Origin of the sequence: Leptolyngbya sp. NIES-2104, from assembly GCF_001485215.1 — a bacterium.
Classification (GTDB): Bacteria; Cyanobacteriota; Cyanobacteriia; order Leptolyngbyales; family Leptolyngbyaceae; genus Leptolyngbya.
Genome location: NZ_BBWW01000001.1, coordinates 1,515,139 through 1,536,604 on the forward strand (window position 1 = coordinate 1,515,139; position 21,466 = coordinate 1,536,604).

Below are 21,466 nucleotides of genomic sequence, written 5' to 3' on the forward strand. Positions count from 1 at the left end.
AGAAGAGAAATATATGTATAGCTCTATACAAATTATTGAAGTAATAGAGAATGAGTCTAGCATGAGGAGATTCCCGAACTGCTAGACGAATCAATTGAATTTCAGAATGGACAAACGCCAAGACAAGAATTTCAGTTGAAAATCTTTAAAGTCATCGCGCTCGATCCAATCCAGGTGAAAATAAAGGGTTTGTCTTAAACTTGTTAAGACAATCGTAGCGCTCATTCTATCAATGGCGATCGGTTTCTTGGCTGAAATCCGGGCTGATTTGAAAACTTTGCGATCGCTCTAAAATCAGGTGCAACCTAACTTCTTGAGTCAGTACTTTACACGATGTTCTTAATTTTGGATCGAAATTACACCGAGATTCTTGACATCCTACGCAAATATTGTTCTACGTAAGCCATACCCATTGAGCGATCCCCGTCCTTTTACGGAATCCAAAAAGTTTATATATGTTAACAGAGAACCAAGTACCGAAGTTTGAATTATTCCAAAAGACGATCGCTGATCTCGATACCGAAAATCATTCCGAACTTCACCAAAAGATACGATCGCTACAGAAGTTTTTCCAAGCAGAAATTCAACCGATTCAATCTGATGACTATTCACTCCATTCAGTCTTGGTAGAAATCAATAAACAGATGCGATTACTATCAATGGATGCTACATTTCTCCAAGCCGCACGACAAGCAGAAACGATTCATACTCGCGTCGGGCAAATTCGCGATCGCATCAAGCTTCTGACTCAATATTGCGCTGTGATTCTAGCCACCAACCCTGATTAAATAAGTAACGTTGGATTGGAGGAGACGCGATGCAGTGTCCAAAAGAGAGAAAAATCACGCTCATCGATGGCACATTGAGTGAGGCGTTAGCGGTAAAACAGTGTCCCGACTGCAAAGGAACTTGGATTCCGGCTGAAAATTACAAGTCTTGGCAATCAAAGCGCTCTCATCCTACCACTGCCGCCACTCTCATCCCAAAAACGCTCGATGTCGAATTCGTTCAATCCCCGCTCGATACAAAAGCCGCTCTCTGTCCCGATTGTGGTAGCTATCTCGCCCGCACCAAAGTCGGCATGAAATCGCCCTTTTATGTAGAGCGCTGTTTCAGTTGTGGCGGAATCTGGTGCGATCGTGGCGAATGGGATGCCCTCGAAACGATGGGACTACACACCGCGATCGAGCAGCTCTTCTCCAGCGAGTGGCAAACGTTATCGAGAGCACGAGAGCATTTAGCCCTAGAAAAGCAAGCCACGATTGATCGATTAGGAGCCGAATTAGCCGATCGCGTTTTTGAACTCGCAGAAGCGTTAGAAAAACATCCCAGCGGAGATTTTGGAGTTGCCTATCTGATGCGACGATTCGAGAATTTCACTCAAGAGCTAAAATCCCCGGACTAACGCTTCACTCAATACTAAGCATCCCACCCTTTCCGATTCTGAGAACTCACTCAGCTTGATACTGCTGCAAAAATTCAACTACACCCGATTGCAACAAAGCGATCGCGCCATCAGCAATATATTGAACTGCCAGCGCTGCCAGCAAAACCCCTAAAATCCGAGTAATCACATTCACCCCAGTCTGTCCCAGCCATTCCGCCAAATACTTCGCCAGAATTAATAAAACGTACGCGATCGCTAATACGATCGCCGCATCCGTTAAGACAATCACTTCCCCCAGTGCATAACTATCCGCTTCACTAATCAAAATCAGCATCGTCGCCAGCGTACCCGGTCCAGCAATCAAAGGAATCGCCAACGGAAACACACTCACATCCTGACGAAGTTGCGCTTCTTTTTCTTCTTCTTCCGTTTCCCGTTCTCGCTGAGCAAACACCATATCAATCCCAATCTTGAACAGCAAAATCCCTGCCGTCACCTGAAACGCGTCAATGCTGATGTCAAGATAGCTCAAGATAAAAGCTCCCACGAGCGCGAAAGTCGAGAGAATTCCGGCTGAGACAAAAATAGCGCGTCTTGCAATGCGAGATTGTTCATTCGGAGATCGACCTTCGACCAGCGCGATAAATAGAGGAACTAACCCGATCGGATCGACAATTACAAACAGAGTTAAAAAAGCTTTAGCAATAAACGTAAGGGGAAGATGTTGTGCGAAGGCTTGCCAACCGACAACGAGCGACACAAATTGAACATAGAGCATTTTGGCACCAAGTAATTCCATAGCTTGCGGGGGAATCTATGACGATACCGCATCAGTAACGTTGTAGCCATTCATCTAGGATAGGACTCATCGCTTTAAGTGTGGTGGAATCTAAAGCCGTCTGCCAGGTGTCCTGGCTCCAACGTGCCAGCTTTAACAATAACGTCTCTCGCAGTTTGGTTAATTTACGAGAAACAGCACATTGCTGAATTCCAAGCTGTTTGGCAATTTGCTGCTGTGTCAGTTGCTCATGATAATACAGAGATTAGCAAGTCCGTCACTGCTTCGACCTCGATTAGAAATTCCGTTCCAGCTTTGGGGTGCACTGCTCGAAAATCCACAGTGGCGACAACAGTTAGGACAACTCCGATTCGGTCAATCAAATCGTGCGATCGTTCAATTGTCTCGCTGGTTGCAAAATACGATCGATGCAGGCTGGCAAACATTAGAATCTCTCTTAGGCAATCAACCGGATCTTGCCTATCAATTTAGAACGACTGCTGAGTTCAGTGCTGCGATACAGCGGATTAAAGTGCTGCAATTCGGGGAGCAAACTTACTGGCTATTTGTGGGCATCGAACCTGAAGATGCACTCACCTTACTTGGAACTCAACTGCGATCGCAATCCAAAGAGCAAGAAATTTCGAGCGCTTGGAACCAACTGCTGCGACAACAAAAGCTAGAAAGCAAATCTTCGTCGATCGTCACAAACTGCTGTCAACAGTAGAAGCATGTGATGACTGGAACAAAGATTAACGTCAGTTCGACAAGTCTTCTCGCTGCGATTCTGACTCGCCCCGGAATGGAATTCGGGGCTAACAGTGCGAAGTCCCGCTTCCGGGACTACAAACCGCTTGGTGATTGCTCTTTAGTCCCCTTCAGTGGACTTCGTTCGATTAGCCCCGAATTCCATTTCGGGGCAGGTGATCAACGCAGCGCAAAAATCGTCGAATTCACGTAAGATTAACAATCAAATTCTCCTGCTCCAGGCTGAAAAAAGCGATTCTCAGGACGAGCTAATCCGAGATTTTCACGCAGCGTTGTTCCTTCATAATCTTTGCGAAAAATTCCTCGGTTCTGAAGCTCTGGAATCACTCGATCGACAAACTCATTCACGCCTTCAGGCACAAACGGAAACATAATATTGAAGCCATCTGATGCGGATTCACACAGCCATTGTTCCATCTCATCTGCGATCGACTGTGGTGTACCGACAAAAATCAACCCGCCATAGCTTGCCGCCCGTTGAGCTAACTGACGAATCGTTAAGCAATCGCGTTGAGCTAGTTCAATAATGCGATCGCGCCCGGTATGACTGCCATTCGTCTCTGGAATCTCCGGTAAAAGACCATCCGGATCAAATCCCGAAACATCATAGCCTAGCGCTAAATTGAGGCTACTAATCCCACTTTCGTAATGAATTAAACTGTCGAGGTGAGCACGTTTTGCTTCTGCTGCTTCATACGTTTCACCCACGACCACCAGCGCCCCTGGTAGAATTTTGATGCTGTCTGGATGTCGTCCGATCGCTTGTGCCCGATTTTTAATATCTGCGAACAATGCCTGACCTGCTTCGAGCGTATTCACTCCAGAAAACACAACTTCCGCCGTCTCCGCCGCTAATTGCCGCCCTGCTTCAGATGCGCCCGCCTGCACAATCACCGGATAGCCTTGAACCGGTCGAGCAATATTCAAAGGACCGCGCACCGAAAAATAATCGCCTTTGTGATGCAAAATGTGCATTTTTTCTGGCTCAAAATAGAGTCCAGCTTCCACATCTCGAACAAACGCATCATCCGCAAACGAGTCCCACAGTCCGACCACCACTTCGTAAAATTCGCGGGCGCGGCGATAGCGATCGCTATGTTCAAGTTCTTGCTCTAGTCCAAAGTTGAGCGCGGCATCTGGATTGTAAGTCGTCACAATGTTCCAGCCTGCCCGACCGCCGCTAATGTGATCGAGTGAGGCAAAGCGACGGGCTAAGTGATACGGTTGCTCGTAAGTGGTGGATGCTGTCGCGATCAGTCCAATATGTTCGGTGAGGGCAGCCAGCGCAGACAGCAAAGTCAACGGCTCGAATGATGTAACGGTATGACTCCGTTTTAGTGCATCGATCGGCATATTTAGCACTGCCAAATGATCCGCCATAAAAAAGGCATCGAACTTTCCTTGTTCGAGCTTTTGAATGAGTTGCTTGAGTACTTTAAAGTTGAAGTTTGCGTCTGGAACTGCGCCCGGATAACGCCAAGCGCCTGTATGAATGCTCACGGGACGCATAAAAGCCCCAAGTTTTAGTTGCTTCATTTGACTTGCTTCCTCCGATCGGTCTTCACGGTAGCATTTTCGCTTTGGAATGCTCAATGTTTAAGCACAGAATTAACGATGATGCCTCACAATGGAAATGGAACCTTTCTAGGCTAGATCTGCACTGATGAATCAATATTTTGCTACTGTTGCACGGGGGCTAGAAACGATCGCAGTCCAAGAATTAGAACAGTTAGGTGCAAGTCAAGTCGAACCAGGATTTTGTGGAGTCTCATTTAGCGGTGATCTTGCTCTTCTGTATCGAGTCAATCTCTGGGCGCGACTGCCGTTTCGCATCTTAATGAAGCTGCATGAGTTTCCTTGCCAAGATGCAGAAGACCTTTATCAAGGCGTACGATCGATTGATTGGTCGTCGTATCTCACTACTGATATGACCTTAGCGGTAAGTGCCACAGGTAAAACGAAGCAGCTTAATCATACGCATTTCACCGCGCTTCAAGTCAAAAACGCGATCGTGGATCAGCAGCAAGATCAGTTCAGCGATCGCTCCAATGTTGAACTGCAATCCCCAGATTTGCAAATCAATGTTCATCTCGATCAAGATCGATGTACCGTAAGCCTCGATAGTTCAGGTGAGAGTTTGCACCGTCGCGGGTATCGTCCAGCCGTCGGAGCTGCACCGCTGAAGGAATCGTTAGCCGCCGCGCTGATCCAACTTTCTGAGTGGCAACCGGAGCAGTTTTTTTATGATCCACTTTGTGGGTCTGGGACGTTACCTTTAGAAGCAAGTTTGAAAGCGCTCAATGTTGCACCCGGATTGTTTCGAGAGCGATTTGGGTTTGAAACTTGGCTTGATGCGGATTTGACTTTACTAGAAGACTTGATTCAAGCTGCGGAAACCAGTCAGTTAGAACAACTTCCTGCACCAATTTGGGGGAGCGATCGCAGCGCAGACGTAATTGATCAAGCGATGGTAAATGCGACTCAGTGTGGCGTATCGAATCACGTTTATTTTACGACACTTGATTTATCAGACGTGACTGCTCCATCAGACAGCGGCGTTTTATTTTGCAATCCGCCGTATGGTGAACGATTGGGACGAGATAGCGATTTAGGCGCATTCTACAAGCGATTAGGCGATGTTCTAAAGCAGGAATTTAAGGGCTGGACAGCCTTTGTGTTGAGCGGAAATAAGGAATTGGCTCAATCGATCGGACTGCGATCGTCTCAAAGATTCGCAGTCTACAACGGAGCTTTACCCTGTCAGTTAATGAAGTATGAACTCTACTAAACCAAATCACAAGATCTGAGCCATCTCGTAATACCGCCGGAGAATTGCTGTAATCTTCACGCCATACTGTGGATCAGCCGACCAGCGACCGCTCAATTGGTCAACTAATGGTGCAATTCCGCGTGTCACAAACCGAAATCGGGGCGCGACTACTTCTTGCACGAGGGGTTCTGTACTCGCATAAGCCTTTAACAGTTGAATGTGTGCCCTCACACCAATCTGAGCATTCGGAAAACTCGCGCCTTGAGGTCCACCGCCCACATCCCCCAATCCCGCAAAGTTGTTCTGTGAAGCTCTGATCTCGCCACCAAATCGTAGATAGTTCGTTTCTAAAAGCATTTGGCTAAACGCAATATCGTAGTTCACACCTTCGATCGAGCCTTCTTGTCGATACAAATCCGCAATCTGTGGAAACTGGGTTAATGCCGCTTCGTTATTGCTCTTGAGGAACATGATCAACTGGACAGAAGTGGTATTGCCGTTGCCCATAATACGATCGAGTGCTCCAGGACAAACTTTCAGAATCGATCGCAGTAACACCGTCCGCGATTGAGCATCCCAACCGACCGCGATCGTATAGTCTCGCAAATCAACCGCTTTGATAAACACGACTTGACGGTAATTCAAGCGGCGAATATTCGGTTCTCTGGACAAATCAAGACCTAAACGATCGGTTAAATCGATCGGCACATAAGCATTGCCATTGACCAAAATTCCTTTCTCGCCGTAGACTTGCCCATTGATGCTGATATTGATTTCTGGATAAACGATCGCATTCGGGTCAGGTGGTAATGCCGTTCCCCGCACCCAAGCGACTAAACCATCAGCAATTCCAAGCGCGACATCCCGACGCTGATTTTGAATAATAAAGCGATCGTCTGGATTGGTCAGAAACCCGATCGTCATCAAGAGCGATCCGCAAACAATCTGACGAGTAAACGGCAAACTTCCAAGCCCGGTATCGGTATCGGGTCTAGCTCCTCGACTGGGCAACTGAGGCACACGACGAATCAGCGCTAACAATAACTGTTCAGCATTTCGACGACGCTGATCGTTATTCGCAATAAAGTAAACGGTGGCACCTCGGACAGAGGGATTGGTAAACGCATCTGCCCGAATTTCCAGTGCGACATCATCGGGGCGGGCGCGGGAATTAATCCAGCTAATCGCTTGAGAAGCGTTGAGATTATCGGGCACTGACAGGACTTCGACTCCCCGCGATCGCAGTTCAGTCACCACCAGATCGCGGGTGAGGATCATTTCTCTCGCTTCGGTCGTTCCGGCAACGACGGCTCCCGGATCGGTGATTCCATTTACGCGACTTCCATGTCCAGCAGAGATAAAGATACGTCCCATCAGCTTTACGAATTCCTTACGTAGTCGAGGGTAATTTTATCTTGTTTTCAAGAAGTGGCTAACCACATTTGCGCGGTGCGGGGTGGAATCCAGAGGGAGAAGGTATTTCCGGCTAACGTGATTTCGTGGGGATGAATCAAATCCCGATATTTTCCTGGATTTTTTAATCCCCAAGTGCTGAATTCTGCCCACTGATTTTCGCTGCTTTTGTTAATTGCCACGATGCCTTTGTCGCCGCGACGGAAGACCAGCAAGACATCACTTTCAAATAGGATGTGCATCGGTTGTGCGTGAACAGCGTTGTGAAATTGGATCATGGCAACCAGATCGGGGCGCTTGTAGACATCGAGCCAGCGATCGCGATCTTCAGCATGGCGCGATTCATTGTGATCCGAATAGATTAACGGCACTCCACCATCGCGACCCAGAAGATACGCATAGGCGAGATGTTCGTCTTGTCGATCGAGCAACCACGATCGGAAACCATCATTGTGTGGAATATCGTGATTCACCACGAATGTAACCGCTCGATCCCAAGGAAGGGCATTGTTTTGGGCGAGTGGATTTGACAAAGCGCGAAGAGAGCCACCAAAACCAAAGGCTTCTCGGATCGTTTGAAAGAGCGGAAAATCGTAGGCAGAAATCCAGGTTTCACGTAAGAAGGGATCAAGGAAAACGGCTTGATCGTGGTCGCTTCCCGTCAACACTTCCCCAAACCAGAACGAGTCCCGAAACACTGCGAGATCCACGAGACTATCGATCATTCGTTCGGTTAAATGTTTGATCGCATCAATCCGAAAGCCATCAAATCCCATTTCGACGAGCGCTTCAACCATTAAATGCTGTTGTTTCAGCACCCAATCTGAGTCTTTGAGATCCGGCAAACCAGATAAATTTTGATACTGAACGGCTCCGCGATCCGACCATTCGCCCCCGTCGATTTCCCCTGCTTGATTGAAGTCCCACGACGAAAACACACCTTCACTTAAATCGCCATACAATCGATTCTCTTCAAACAGTGCAGGTTCTGCTTTGTATTTTGCAAGTTCGGCTTCTCCTGGAAAATTTAAGCGATCGTCTCTCGCTTCATTCGCCATGTGGTTGATCACTAAATCTGCATAAACTCGAATTCTCGAAGTTCCACTGTGACAAGCTTCAATCAATCGTTCCAAATCCCGCTTACCACCAAGATAAGACAGCAACACCCGATAATCTTTCGGCTGATACCGTTGCCACCATTGATCGCCCTTCGGATCAGAGTAAAGCGGTGGCGGAATCAAGATTGCACCGTATCCAGCCTTACGGATCGAATCTAAGTTCTCAATAATATCCGTATAGCGCCAATTGAAGGCGTGAAGAGTCACATTCGGCATGGTGTACTTCTTCCGGTAGATTGACCTTCTCAAGGTAGCAGAGATTTAAGTGATGGCTAAAGAAAGTTCGATCGCTGAATTTTTCTGATTACGATGATTGGGGGTATATACAAGCTGTACTAGCTTCGTTGCAGTGCCGCCCTGAAATGAATTTCGGGCTAATCGGCGAAAGTCCTTTGAAAAGGACTAAGAAACTGCAATTAGATCCGGAGTCTACTTCAGTAGACTTTCCACGATTAGCCCGAAATTCATTTCAGGGCGGGAGGCAATCGAAGCGAGAAGACTTTCAACACTCTCTAAGACGAGAGGTTACGTCAGCCTGTTTTAATTCGATCGCTAAATCTTCGATCGACATTATCACCACCAGGAGCAGATGCCCCGATCACAGTTTCACCGTTTTTCTCTTTCCGAGCGAGTTCGAGATTGAGCGTCAGCAGGCGGTCTAAAAGGTTGTCAGTCGGTTTGAAGCCGTAAGCTTGAAGCACGAGTTTATCTAGCTGTTGATGAAGTTTCGAGAGGCGGCTAGAGGGTTCGTGAAAGTAGTTGTTGTAGAGCTTGGTGATCCCCCAATCGCGTCGATTCATCTGATCGGAGCGGTATTCATGGAGGTCTTGCATCGTGCCTCGGATTTCTTGAATTAGCGATCGAGCAACCGTCTGAGGAAACGGAAAAGTCTCAAAACAAGTTGTGTTGGTGTAACGAGTATCACTTTTCAATGTTGAGCTTTGAGCTTTGACCCAAGTGCGATGAACCATTGAAGTCAGAATTCCAAGAATGTAGAAATCTTCACTTGCAACAACTTTTACAAGATTACTTGGTAGCCAAGTTGTAGAACAAGGAAGAAACACACAACACTTTGACACTTCAGGAACGCCAAAATATTGATGAAGCGGTAGAAGCGATCGACGCATCTCAGAACGAGAGCGAAGAAACTGCCACCAGTTATTTCTAGCTCTAGAATCTCGATTGTTCTCCCGTTCTGGCTTTACATACTTCTTGAGATGCTCAAAAGGCAATGTATATTCACTCGCTTCTTCAATATCTAAATCATTAAAATCAATGATCCATCGTTCCGGTGTTCCAAGCGGATTTCGAGTAAGATTCTCGCCTGATGAGAACCGTTTCAACACTTCAACATTCTTCAAATCAGCTTTAATCCATTGTTCGGCTTGCTCTTGAGTAATCAGAAAATCCTTTCCAACCGGAATCACACCCTGAAAGCATTGTCCTAAATTCGCTTGCAATCGCACTGCATTCGATACATTCGTCTCAGCAGTAAGCGACGATGTAATATGCGAAACAACTTGACCATCAAGCCGATACTTTTGGGGTTGCTGCTTTGACCAGTTCACAATACTAACGTGAACCTTTGCTTCACCCGACCAAGGCTGGGTCGAAATTGCAGTATGAATCTGTCCGCCATTCTGCGTGATGTACTCCAAAGATGCCGATCGACTTTTGCCCTGACTAATCGAATTCGTTCCCACCAAGCCAACCCGCCCAGTTTCATCGATCGTCTCATGCGCCTTTCGGAACCAATACACACAGAAATCCACATCTTTCGGATACTGTTCAAACACCCGATCGATATAACCATCGCCCAAATTCAACCGCAAATGTTTCCCACCCAAAAACGGCGGATTTCCTACGATCGCATCTGCCTTTTTCCACTCCGAAAACAGCGCATCCTGACACACAATATTGTGATCCAACGTATCGAGCGGTAAAGCCGATTCAGTCAGCCCGAATGTATCGATCGCAATCTTCCGCGCAATCATCATCGTCACCCGCGCCAACTGCACCGCAAACAAATTCGTATCCATCCCAAAAAACTGATTCGGACTCACCAATCCGCCGATCTGAAGCTGAGTACAACTGCCCATCTCCGTTGTGCGATCGAGCAATCGTTTCTCAACCCGCTTCAGCTCCTGATACGCCACATAGAGAAAATTTCCCGATCCACAAGCCGGGTCTAGCACTCGATACGCCTGTAGCTTCCGATGCAATCCCTGTAACTGTTTCAGCGTATTCGCCCCTTCAATCTGCGCCTCCCAAAATTCACTAATCGTCGGAATCACAATCTGCCGAATATCCGCTTCAGAAGTATAGTGCAGCCCATGAGCATGACGATAAACCGGATCACACGCAGAAGTAAAAATGCTGCCAAAAATCGACGGACGCACCTGATCCCATCGCTGCGACGCACAATGATGTAACAATTCAAGCTCATGACCTTCTAACGCGATCGAATGAATGATCGAAAACAATCCACCATTAAAATACTCAACGCCTGCAAACCGAGAATGTTTCGGCGCACGTTGCTTTTGATTCATCGCATTGAAAAGACCACCCAAAACATCATAAGAACTCCCTTTTTGATCAATACAATCTTGAACACAAGAAATAAACAAATCTTTCGGCAACAATTCGCGATCTTCTGCAAACATCGCTAACACACATTGCAGAATAAACCGCTGAATTTGCTCCTCATTAAATTCAGAAAATCCTTGCTGTCTTCCCCGCTTTAAAAGGGTCTGATACAAGTCTCCAATCAGTTGAGCATTCTTCTCAGTAATTTCAACTTGGTTATTTCTAAAGATCGGCGCATGATTCGCCTTTCCCATGAAATTAAGCGCACTCGATCGGTGAACCAATTCATCCAGCTTGATCACATCGACAGGCGTATCAACCTGATTATGAAAATCATAAATCCAAAACTCATCGAAATTACAGAGCAGTGAATATCGAGGTTTCGGAGTCAATCTCATCCAATAGCGTTCAAGCTGATTGTAATGATGTGCCAAATTCTCACCGCGAGACTTCATCTCAATCAGAACTTGATCGCTCCACACCAAATCCGCAGAGCCTTTATTCCCTTTAGCGCTACCCTTTGCGATTCCCTGTTCAAATTCCGCTCCAGCCGCGATCGCACTTTCATACCCAAACGCCTGAAAAAACGCATTCAAAAAGCTTTGCGCTTCCTTCTTTTCATTCCCTTTAATATAAGCCTGAGAAAAAGCAACAAAATCCTGTAAATTCGCGATCGCATTTGAGGTGATTGCCGACATAAATTGAGGAAACTAAACGGGGCATTACTGCGCCATAGTTCCCCCGATTTCCATCAAGAAGACTCCGAATTTCTTAGCAATTTTCTACCTCTAAAAATGCAAAAATCTCGCTTAAAATCTCAAATTAAGCGATTCAACGGATGCTGTGATCTGACTCATTTCAAGCCGTGAAATTGATCACATTTCCGCTGCGTTGTTCGCTCGCCTCGGAATGGAATCGAAGCGAAAAGACTCGTCGAACTTAGGTCAAATAAATGTCCAACTTGAAAACGTTGCCGCCTGCCCACACGGTTGATTCAATTCATCGAGCACCGTCCAGAGAATCACATCTTCAATCCAGAAGCGTTTCCCTGTGCTAGAAATGCGAATCCCACGATAACCGCTGACATAGCCTTTGGATTTAGTTTCAGTCAAGAGGCGCAATCGCTCTTCTTGACTGACAGGTTCCGCCGATTGTCTCGATGGCGTTCGCGTAAATGTTTCCCAGTCCATTTCCCACAGTGTTAACGCTTGTTGATTGCCATAGTTAAATATCGGATCGGGTTCGGTTCCATGTGAGACAACTACAAACGGCGCATTAAACAAAGCTTCAGGCGTTTCAATTAACGTTTTGCCTGTCCAATGATGAAAGCTCTTGATTAACCGTTGAGCTTGTTTAACCTGCCAATCAGAGAGCAAACTATTTGAAGCCTCGTTCCATTTCTCAGGGGTAAAACTAACCAGATTAGTTTTTGTGGCAACATCTTGAATAGCACTCATCAGGTGATCGCGATTAGCTTTAGTCGAAAGCAGATACTCAGTCTCATCTTGAGAAATTGAATTTTCATTCTGCTGCATTCTTAATTAACCCTGATTTGGTTTAGAAAAATAAGAGCAAGAACTTTCACAAGCAGGATAAGCAGTTTGATAGGTACTCGATCGACGACCAAATAACGCATACCGATTGTCACGAACCCGCTCATAAACGCGATCGCCCACCCATTTCATCCCTGGCAAATTCTGATAAGCCGTGACAAACACATTTCCAACCGGAAGCAATCTTCCGATTTCTTCAGCCGCATCACTCCCTTGCCATCTGCGATCGAGTTTCACATTGTCAATCAAAATCATCCCCATTTCACAATCTTGGGCACTCACTCCAAATTGAGCTAATCCCGTTTCATCTTGCATGGGCAGATATTGAAAGCGTTCGCCTTTATCAATCTTTTCGAGAACTTGAACAAGATTCGAGCACAGATTACAGTGCCCGTCGTAAATCACGGTGTAAGGTTTCATCGGCGGAAGCGTTGAAGAATACGATCGCTAAACTGGTCTACTTCTGGTAATTTTAACTGACTTGCCAGAAGTGCGAAGATTCCAAGCCCGATCAAACCCGCGATCGTCATTTGTGCCAGAGCCAAAAAGAACCCATTGAGACCCGAAAGGTTCGCGATCGCATTCGAGATAAACCAGCTTGCAGTCCCCGCCAAAATACTACTTGCAGCCAATCCCACGATCGGATAACTCCACTGAAGTAATGGCAACCCGTTCAATTTACGATTCAGAAAATACAGCAACGCTAATACTGAAAGAATATTAACGCTAACGGTTGCTAAAACAATTCCAACAATGCCAAACGGTCGATAAAACAAAAAGTCAAAAAACGCATTCAGAAAAATATTAACAATACTAATTTTGAACGGAGTATCACCATCTCCGAGCGCATAAAATACCCGAACTAAAACATCGCGACCCAGATAAACGAACATTCCAACTGCGTAAGCCATCAATACGGAGGCAACTAAGGGAGTATCTTCGGGCTTGAATGCTCCACGTTCGTAAACAACTCGAACGATCGGCGTTGCTAAAGTGATAATCAAAGCACTGAGCGGCAACATTGCGATCGCAGTAATCAAAACCCCCTGCCGAATCCGCGCTTTCAACTCATCTCGCTGACTCGGATCAGTTAATCGAGAAAACACTGGCAAAAACGGCACGAGAATCATATTTGAAAGCAGTCCAAGCGGCGTTTGCACCAGAAAATTAGCATAAGTCAAACTCGGAATCGCCGCGACTGCATTCGGTAATAACGATGCAAACGTCAAATCGGTGACTACATTAATTTGCAGCATTCCCGACGAAAACAAAGCTGGACCCATTACCCGAAACACTTCTTGAACGCCTGGATCATTCCAAATAAACCGCACTCGAAATCGACCTAATCCCGCTTGTCGCTGTGCCCAGAACTGAGCAACCCATTGAAACACCGTTCCTAAAAGCGTCCCGATCGCTAAAACAGCCCCCCCCACTAGCGCATAATTCGGATTCGTTTCTGGTGTTCCCTGAGTCAACAGAAAGATTCCAAGTCCAACGAGCAACGTCACACTCGAAATCAATGGACTAATCGACGGCAACCAGTACTGATCTGCTGCATTTAAAGTTCCGAATCCAATCCCGATCATGCCTGCAAACCAAGCGATCGGAGCCATAATTCGCAACTGTTGAATCGCGATCGCTCTGGTTTCTAATCCTGCCTCTGTTTGCTGTAAGCCACTCGCAAGTAAATCGATAAAGAACGGTGCAAACACGAAAACAACGATCGTCACCACCAAGAAAATACAGCCAATCAAGGTCGAAACAGCTTCCACCAGTGGTGCAGATTCTTCCTTCCGCCGTTTTGCCAGTGCACTCACCATCGCGCTGTGAAACGGTCCATTAATGCCACCCAGCAAGATCAGAAAAAAGCTAGGAAGAATCGTGGAAATATCGTAAGACGCTCTTGCGACTCCAACCCCAAACGCAAAGGCGATCAATTGTTCTCGCACCAGTCCAGCAACTTTGCTTAAAAGAGTTGCGATCGCCACAATTCCAGCGATTCCAGCAAGCGATCGTTTGGGCTTAGTTTCAGTCACGATAATTTCGGCAAAATTGGCTTCACCTATTTAATCATCTTGCGATCCACTGTTTTCGAGTAGCTGCTCGTAGATGTCATCTTCTTCGTTATCCCAAATCGCATCTAATGATATTTGAGTGATTTGAATCCAGAACGCATCTTCTTCAGATTGCAAAATAGTCATAAGCGGATTTCTTTAATACACTGAATTTCTATGTGATTTAGATTAACAGGTATGAATTAAAGAAGGCAGCCTCTAAACAAATTGCTCTGGAGACTGCCCAAACTTTCTAGCTCAAAACTGCTTATTCTTCCTCATGTTCTTCCGTGGGTCGTGCCCGACTTCCCGCCAGCGCCACACTAATCGCATCTAACACTCTTGCGACTGGAATCACTTCCATCCCCACATCGCCGTAACTTGCCCCTTTAGGCACGATCGCTTTCTTAAATCCCAACTTCGCTGCCTCTTTCAAGCGCAACTCAGTCTGAGACACCGGACGAACTTGTCCACCTAAGCCGACTTCCCCAATTAGAACGGTGTACGGATCAACAATACGATCGCGAAAACTCGCCGCCACCGCTACCGCCACTCCTAAATCCGCCGCAGGTTCACCCACATTCAAACCCCCCGAAGAAGCGACGTAAGCATCAAGCTTTGATAAGGGAATTCCAACTCGCTTCTCTAGCACTGCCAGAATTTGTAAAAGTCGGTTGTACTCGATTCCAGTCGTCGATCGACGTGGCGAACTATAACTGGTCGCACTCACCAAGGCTTGCAGTTCAACGACGATCGGACGAGTTCCCTCACAAGCGACGATCGTTGCCGTTCCCGAAGCAGCTTCCTCTCGGCTGCCCAAGAATAATTCCGAGGGATTAAGAACTTCTTGCAACCCTTGATCGACCATTTCAAACACGCCGATCTCGTGAGTGGCACCGAAACGGTTTTTCACTGATCGTAAAAGTCGATGGCTGGCAAATCGATCGCCCTCAAAGTACAAGACTGTATCGACCAAGTGTTCGAGCACTTTTGGACCTGCGATCGCGCCTTCTTTCGTGACGTGCCCCACAATAAACAGCGTAATATTCTGCCGTTTCGCCACCTGCATCAGCACCGAAGTACATTCGCGCACCTGTGACACCGACCCCGGAGCCGAAGTCAGCGCACTATAGTACAACGCCTGAATACTATCGATAATCGCGACTCTCGGCTTGAGCGCTTCCAACTCAGTCAAAATCGTATCCAGATCAATCTCTGGCAACAGATGAAGACTGCCCTCGTCAGATTCCTCTAAGAGTTCTGTTTCCTCGGTCGTCGCCTGTTTCCCGACTCCCAACCGTTGCGCCCTGAGTTTTACCTGTCGCCCCGATTCTTCCGCACAGACATAGAGCGTTCGATAGCGAGTTGCCAATCGATTCGCTGTCTGAAGGAGAAGCGTTGATTTACCAATCCCTGGATCACCCCCAATCAGCACGAGCGATCCCGGCACGATCCCGCCGCCTAAAACGCGATCGAGTTCCACATATCCCGAAGCTAAGCGATCCTGAGCCTGATCGGAAATCTCGTTTAATTGCATCGACGAGATTGCTCGTGCCGGACTATCCGAAGCGCTCTTTTTTCCATTCGTACCGCGTAACCGTGTCACTTGAGCCATTGCAGCAGCGGGAGGAGTCGCTGGGCGCGACACCTGTTCTTCTAAGGAATTCCACGTCGAACAAGACGGACAGCGACCGAAATGTTGAGAAAATTCCGCCCCGCATTCATTACAAACAAACGTCGATCGTACTTTGGGCATTCGCAAAAATTAAGAAATAGTTTGCCTGTTAACTTTCGTAAAGCTTAAGAAAGCCTGAAGCTCAGCCACAATCAGGATTTGGTAGCCTGAGAATTAAAAAGTGAGCTACTATCTCCATAATAAAAGTTGAAAAAATTAACGACTACTGATTTGACTTCAAGGAGCATTACAAATCGTGGAAAGTCATAAAGAAAAAATTCTGGTTGTCGATGACGAAGCCAGCATTCGCCGCATTCTAGAAACCCGCCTCTCAATGATTGGTTACGATGTGGTGACAGCGGCAGACGGTGAAGAAGCCCTCGACACTTTCCGCAATGCCGATCCAGATCTCGTGGTGCTCGATGTGATGATGCCCAAACTCGACGGCTACGGGGTTTGCCAGGAACTCCGCAAAGAGTCGGACGTGCCGATCATTATGCTGACGGCTTTGGGCGATGTTGCCGATCGAATCACTGGACTTGAACTCGGAGCCGATGATTACGTCGTTAAGCCGTTCTCACCGAAAGAACTCGAAGCCCGAATTCGATCAGTTCTGCGCCGCGTCGATAAAACAGGTGTCACCGGGATTCCAAGCTCTGGTGTGATTCACATCAACAGCATCCGCATCGATACGAATAAGCGCCAAGTCTACAAAGGCGATGAGCGGATTCGATTAACGGGAATGGAGTTTAGTTTGCTCGAATTGCTCGTGAGTCGATCGGGAGAGCCATTTTCGCGATCGGAGATTCTTCAAGAAGTGTGGGGCTACACTCCGGAGCGTCATGTTGATACTCGCGTGGTGGATGTTCACATTTCCCGACTCCGCGCCAAACTCGAAGATGATCCGAGCAATCCCGAACTGATTCTGACCGCTCGTGGAACGGGCTATCTGTTCCAGCGCATCTTGGAACCGGGTGAAGTTGAATAATTGAAGACAGGCGAGGAAATTGAAACTCTCCCCGCCCGATTCATTTACCGCGTTGCCTGCATTGCCTGTGCGGGTAACAACTGATTGAGTAATTCTTGTTTGGGTTGGTCGATCCGGGTCCAGTCATCGAGCAAAACTCCGCCTGTGTCTTGACTATTAGGATTCCAACTCCAGTAAGCAAATCCTAATCGATTCTCTTTGAGAAATTGAACGAATTGCCGCTGCCAAATGCCTTCTTTGGAAGTTTGATCAATTTGACGACCGCCGAATTCTCCGACAAAAATCGGTGCAATCTGTTGTCGTGCGATGTAGAAAAAGCCTTTTTCCCAACGCACCCTCATATTTCTGGGAAAATCGATCGCACTAAACCAAGGCTGATTAAATACGCCTGCTCCATATTCGTGTGGCGAATACACGATGCGATTTTTAACCGATACCCGAACCGGAAACCGTCTGACTCCTTCGAGATTTCCACCCATCCAGTGCTGTTTGAGTTGTTGACCCGATACATTGTTTTCAACGCCTTCAACCACAATCAGCCAGTTTGGAGTAATTTTTAGAATCGCTTCTCCAGCGCGTTCTGCCGCTAATCTCCAATCGGTTGCACGATCGCCTGTTCCCCAACTCGCTTTCCCGTGCGGCTCATTTTTCAAATCCGCCCCGATCACATTCGGCTGATTCTTGTATCGTTCCGCCAGCATCGTCCAAGTCCCGATCCAATCCTCCTCAGTGAATCCATCGCCATACCAAAGTTCAGGAATCTGCTGATTGTTCAATCGGTGACTGTCGAGCAGAATCATTAATCCTTGTCGTCCCGCTTCTTGGATCACTGCATCCATCACTTCGATCGGCTTTTTCCCCTGCAATTCCTTGTTACTGCCGATCGCAAAATTCACGCCACTAATCTCAGTGCCTCGAAGTGCCTGAACCGAGTACGGCAACCGAATCACGTTGTAGCCGAGACTTTTCATCTGAGCCAGCATTTCTTTATAGTCTCGTGCCCAAAGTCCGTGAGGAGCTTGAGTTTCCGTCTCCATTCCAAACCAATTCACGCCACGCAATAAAACGAGTCGCTTTCTCGCATCAATGATTTCTGCGCCACGAGTTGAAAGTGGCGGCTCAACTTGTCCAACCGATGGTAATTGAGCGGGCGAAACAGTACTCAGAAAGATCACACCGACGATCGATAATAAAAAGATCACGGAAAACGTCGATCGCGTCAAAACCTGGCGGATGCGGGAATAGAGTCTCATCATAGAAGCCGTACGGGTATCGTCTTAACCATACTCTTCCAGTCCTGACGGGTGACTCAGACAAAAGTGGCAATTTTTCGCGATCGAATCCTAGATCTCACGAACTCTTCACATCAGTAGTCATAAGGATTCTTCGGCTCTGGAATCGGCTTCAGCGAGTTCGCCTGCACCACTAACTGCCGCTTCCCTGCCAACGTTTCCGTGATCATTTGCCCTTCGACCTCAAACCAAGAATCGACTTTATAATCCGCTCTCGTTCCCTGCGTCAATTTCACAGGCAATCTCACCGGGTACACATCCGCCGCACAACACGTAATCACAAAGCGAGTCAGCAAGAAATACTGTTCAGGAATTTCTGGAGTCGCCACCACAAATCCTTGCAGTTTCGCCTTCTGTCCCGTGTAAGCATCCGGTTCCGGATACACCTGAAGGGTGCGAATCCAATCAATTAGGCTCTTATCTTCAGTCCGAGCCGAAGCGCGAAAAGTTTGTGGTCTAACTCGTGTGAGCGTAATTGAATCATTCACACCCCGATCGATAGCCGTCTGACTCGCAAACGGACGCGGCGTAATCACTAAACCCGCGATCGCAACCAATAACAGTAACGCGCTACTCCATCCCGGCGGAAATAAAGTGATATGAGGTAAATCACTCGTCACAAGTCGAGAATTTCGACTCGCTTTCCAGATAAAAAATCCCTTCACGCCGCTGATGATGAGTAATACGAATCCAGCCGCGATCGTCAAAATTTTGTAATTCGGATGAATCAGCAGAAACAGTTCATTCGTCAGCCAAAACTTCAGAATCACCAGACCCCAAGCCGTAACTGCTAAAAGATCCAACCACGGGGACAAAACACGCCAAGGAATTCTAGACATTATCAACTGATATACAAATTCACAAACAAACAAAACAGGAACGTCAACAGTCCCGCCAATCCGAATATATAGAGAATTGCTCTCCACTTAAACACCGACAGCATCAATCCCACACCTTTGAGATCGATCATTGGACCAAACACAAGAAATGCAATCAACGATCCGCTTGTGAATGTCGATGCAAATGACAGCGCGAAAAACGAATCAACCGTAGAACAAATCGAAACAACTGCCGCCAGAAGCAGCATCGCGAGAATCGAGGTCACATTATCTTGACCCAAACCGAGAATCACATCTCGTGGAACAAAAACTTGAAGAATTGCCGCGATCGCACTTCCCAAAACCAAAACTCCGCCCAATTCCCGCATTTCCTGAATTGTATTATCGAGCAGCATTCTCAACCGATAATCAGTCGGTTTCGTGATGGCTCCACCCATTGCGGCTTGAAGCTCGATCGGATCAGTAATCAACGGCTTTGTCGATTGTCCCAAAAAATAAGTTCCCGACTGCAATAGAGGGGAAGCGGAAGTTTTTGGCGCATCTAATTTGCGAGAGAGATATGCCGCAACACTGTCTTGAAGCAAGGGACGCACATCTTTCTGAACGCTAAACACCCAGCCAATAATCGTCGCGATCACCAGCGAAAACCCAATGCGGAAAAATACAATTTCGGGCTGATCCCGAAACGCCGTCCAAGTCGCCCAGAATACGATCGGGTTAATCGTCGGAGCCGCGAGTAAAAATCCGATTGCAACCGAAGTCGGCGCACCTTGCAGCATCAATCGTCGTGCGACCGGAATATTTCCGCATTCACACACCGGAAACAAAAACCCGATACAGCTTCCAACAAACGCACCGAGAAACGCATTTTTCGGCAAAATCGCCACTAACTTCCGTTCATCAACAAAAAATTGCAGCAAGCCAGAGAACAACACCCCAAGAAGCAAAAAGGGCATTGCCTCGACCATCAAACTCATAAAGAGAGTGAACGCACTGTTAATCTGAGTCATTCAGTCCGATTGTGACGAGATTGAGGGGATCATAGCAGGGAAGCGGAAAGGGTGAAAATGAATGGAAGAGAGAAAAATAGTCAGTATCTTTTCTTTCGCTTTTAGATTGAGTCGTTCAGGAAATTTAACTGTGATCGCACTGTTAGCGGCTAAATCAAATTGATTTTACTCAAATCTTAAAAAAGCATCCTTGAAAACGCCAGAATGAGCCTGAAGATTTGTAAACTATAAAGTCAGGCAAATTGAGTGCCATATTTTCTGAGGAAACGGTATGAAGCATCTGGTTACTGTGGAGCGCCTGTGTTTGGTGGGACATACAATGGCGCTGGCTTTTGGATTAGCAGGATTATTGCTGGTGCTGCCCAATCCAGAATTTATCGCTGCTCTCCCCACGATCGGGCAGTCGGCATTCGGCTGGAGCATGGCAAATGGAGGAGTGGGATATATCCTATTGGGCGCAATCACGGTAGCTCTTTATGCTTACCGAACGCTCGGAATTCGGCACTGGCTCACCTTTATGTTGCCTGCGGTGATTTTGTCCCTCGGTAGCGAACTACTTGGAACGAGTACAGGCTTCCCGTTTGGGGCGTACGGATATCTAAACGGCTTGGGCTATAAGATTGCGGGTTTGGTGCCGTTTACGATTCCGCTGTCCTGGTTTTATGTCGGCTTGTGCTGTTATGTCTTGGCACGAACTGGATTGCAAAGTTTGAAATTGCCCACTTGGGCACAGTTGCTAGGATCGATCGCGCTCGGTTCGGTCTTGCTAACCGCTTGGGATTTCGTACTTGATCCGGCAATGAGTCAGGCTCCGTACCCGTTCTGGGAATTTGGCGAAGTCGGTGAATTCTTCGGAATGCCGTATCGGAATGTCTCAGGCTGGCTCGGAACGGGAGCGCTCTTTATGTTTGTCGCTTCGTTGTTCTGGGGAAGCAAGCCGTTGAATCTGACTCGTGCTCAGTTGACGGTTCCATTGGTGGTGTATCTGATCAATTTTGCGTTTGGGGCGATCATTACGGTGACGGAACTCGATGCGCGGTATTTGATTCCGACTTCGATGAGCATTGTGCTTGGGGTTGTGCCTGCGATCGCGCTTTGGTGGATGAGTAAACCGGGTCAAGGCGTTGAACCTTCGATTTCGGGAACCGTGACCCGCGATGTACCGACTGTCTCGGTTGGAATTTCTCAGAAATAAATGTGTTGAGACGCTCGATCGAGCGTCTCACTTCTATCGA

General features: G+C 47.2%; 19 protein-coding genes. 6 read left to right on the forward strand and 13 right to left on the reverse strand.

All coding sequences use genetic code 11. The annotated features are described in order from the left end of the window. Positions 1 to 455 precede the first annotated feature (455 nt). Positions 456 to 788, forward strand: a complete 333-nt coding sequence (gene patD / locus NIES2104_RS06985; protein ID WP_058997030.1) for a heterocyst frequency control protein PatD — start codon at positions 456 to 458, stop codon at positions 786 to 788. A 29-nt stretch (positions 789 to 817) separates the two neighbouring features. Continuing rightward, positions 818 to 1,405, forward strand: a complete 588-nt coding sequence (locus NIES2104_RS06990) for a zf-TFIIB domain-containing protein (RefSeq protein ID WP_058997032.1) — start codon at positions 818 to 820, stop codon at positions 1,403 to 1,405. Between the two features lie 46 nt (positions 1,406 to 1,451). Here the strand turns inward: NIES2104_RS06990 and NIES2104_RS06995 are convergent, their stop codons facing one another. Continuing rightward, positions 1,452 to 2,186, reverse strand: coding sequence for a MarC family protein (locus NIES2104_RS06995; RefSeq protein WP_225895213.1), 735 nt, complete (start codon positions 2,184 to 2,186; stop codon positions 1,452 to 1,454). Positions 2,187 to 2,367: 181 nt separating this feature from the next. On the opposite strand from NIES2104_RS06995, the gene NIES2104_RS07000 reads away from it, so the two are divergent. Next, positions 2,368 to 2,892 carry a DUF1822 family protein gene (locus NIES2104_RS07000; protein WP_058997034.1) on the forward strand — a complete coding sequence of 175 codons (525 nt, stop codon included), beginning with the start codon at positions 2,368 to 2,370 and terminating at the stop codon, positions 2,890 to 2,892. A gap of 236 nt (positions 2,893 to 3,128) precedes the next feature. On the opposite strand, the gene NIES2104_RS07010 is transcribed toward NIES2104_RS07000, so the two are convergent. Further along, positions 3,129 to 4,469, reverse strand: a complete 1,341-nt coding sequence (locus tag NIES2104_RS07010; RefSeq protein WP_058997037.1) for an LLM class flavin-dependent oxidoreductase — start codon at positions 4,467 to 4,469, stop codon at positions 3,129 to 3,131. A 127-nt stretch (positions 4,470 to 4,596) separates the two neighbouring features. Here NIES2104_RS07010 and NIES2104_RS07015 point away from each other — a divergent pair, with 127 nt between their 5' ends. Next, positions 4,597 to 5,721: a class I SAM-dependent RNA methyltransferase gene (locus NIES2104_RS07015; protein ID WP_058997040.1), complete on the forward strand. Its 1,125-nt coding sequence runs from the start codon at positions 4,597 to 4,599 to the stop codon at positions 5,719 to 5,721. A 6-nt stretch (positions 5,722 to 5,727) separates the two neighbouring features. Here the strand turns inward: NIES2104_RS07015 and NIES2104_RS07020 are convergent, their stop codons facing one another. From NIES2104_RS07020 to radA, 8 genes are all read right to left on the reverse strand, one after another. Next, positions 5,728 to 7,077, reverse strand: a complete 1,350-nt coding sequence (locus NIES2104_RS07020) for an N-acetylmuramoyl-L-alanine amidase (protein WP_058997042.1) — start codon at positions 7,075 to 7,077, stop codon at positions 5,728 to 5,730. 47 nt (positions 7,078 to 7,124) lie between these two features. Beyond that, positions 7,125 to 8,450, reverse strand: coding sequence for an alpha-amylase family glycosyl hydrolase (locus NIES2104_RS07025; protein ID WP_058997044.1), 1,326 nt, complete (start codon positions 8,448 to 8,450; stop codon positions 7,125 to 7,127). 314 nt (positions 8,451 to 8,764) lie between these two features. Continuing rightward, a complete protein-coding gene (locus NIES2104_RS07030) occupies positions 8,765 to 11,518 on the reverse strand; it encodes a DNA methyltransferase (RefSeq protein WP_058997046.1) in 2,754 nt (917 codons plus the stop codon). 246 nt (positions 11,519 to 11,764) lie between these two features. Continuing rightward, the gene (locus NIES2104_RS07035; protein ID WP_082690108.1) at positions 11,765 to 12,277 is read right to left on the reverse strand and encodes an MEKHLA domain-containing protein; all 513 of its coding nucleotides are present in this window, start codon (positions 12,275 to 12,277) and stop codon (positions 11,765 to 11,767) included. Positions 12,278 to 12,361: 84 nt separating this feature from the next. Next, the gene (locus NIES2104_RS07040) at positions 12,362 to 12,793 is read right to left on the reverse strand and encodes a thiol-disulfide oxidoreductase DCC family protein (protein WP_058997047.1); all 432 of its coding nucleotides are present in this window, start codon (positions 12,791 to 12,793) and stop codon (positions 12,362 to 12,364) included. Then, positions 12,790 to 14,409, reverse strand: coding sequence for a murein biosynthesis integral membrane protein MurJ (gene murJ / locus NIES2104_RS07045; protein ID WP_058997049.1), 1,620 nt, complete (start codon positions 14,407 to 14,409; stop codon positions 12,790 to 12,792). The genes NIES2104_RS07040 and murJ overlap by 4 nt, the downstream gene beginning before the upstream one ends. A 30-nt stretch (positions 14,410 to 14,439) precedes the next feature. Then, entirely contained in the window at positions 14,440 to 14,574 is a 135-nt protein-coding gene (locus NIES2104_RS33350; RefSeq protein ID WP_263970921.1) for a hypothetical protein, read from the reverse strand. A gap of 121 nt (positions 14,575 to 14,695) precedes the next feature. Further along, entirely contained in the window at positions 14,696 to 16,183 is a 1,488-nt protein-coding gene (gene radA / locus NIES2104_RS07050) for a DNA repair protein RadA (protein ID WP_058997051.1), read from the reverse strand. Between the two features lie 175 nt (positions 16,184 to 16,358). Between radA and rpaB the strand changes: the two genes are divergently transcribed. Next, complete coding sequence (gene rpaB, locus NIES2104_RS07055; RefSeq protein WP_058997053.1) at positions 16,359 to 17,090, forward strand: response regulator transcription factor RpaB; 732 nt, start codon at positions 16,359 to 16,361, stop codon at positions 17,088 to 17,090. Positions 17,091 to 17,134: 44 nt separating this feature from the next. Here rpaB and NIES2104_RS07060 read toward each other — a convergent pair whose 3' ends face one another. From NIES2104_RS07060 to NIES2104_RS07070, 3 genes are all read right to left on the reverse strand, one after another. After that, positions 17,135 to 18,346 carry a glycoside hydrolase family 5 protein gene (locus NIES2104_RS07060; RefSeq protein ID WP_058997056.1) on the reverse strand — a complete coding sequence of 404 codons (1,212 nt, stop codon included), beginning with the start codon at positions 18,344 to 18,346 and terminating at the stop codon, positions 17,135 to 17,137. A gap of 110 nt (positions 18,347 to 18,456) precedes the next feature. Continuing rightward, complete coding sequence (locus NIES2104_RS07065) at positions 18,457 to 19,221, reverse strand: TIGR03943 family protein (protein ID WP_058997057.1); 765 nt, start codon at positions 19,219 to 19,221, stop codon at positions 18,457 to 18,459. Positions 19,222 to 19,223: 2 nt separating this feature from the next. Beyond that, a complete protein-coding gene (locus tag NIES2104_RS07070; protein WP_058997059.1) occupies positions 19,224 to 20,231 on the reverse strand; it encodes a permease in 1,008 nt (335 codons plus the stop codon). 271 nt (positions 20,232 to 20,502) lie between these two features. Between NIES2104_RS07070 and cruF the strand changes: the two genes are divergently transcribed. Further along, positions 20,503 to 21,426, forward strand: a complete 924-nt coding sequence (cruF, locus tag NIES2104_RS07075) for a gamma-carotene 1'-hydroxylase CruF (RefSeq protein WP_058997061.1) — start codon at positions 20,503 to 20,505, stop codon at positions 21,424 to 21,426. Positions 21,427 to 21,466: the final 40 nt, after the last annotated feature.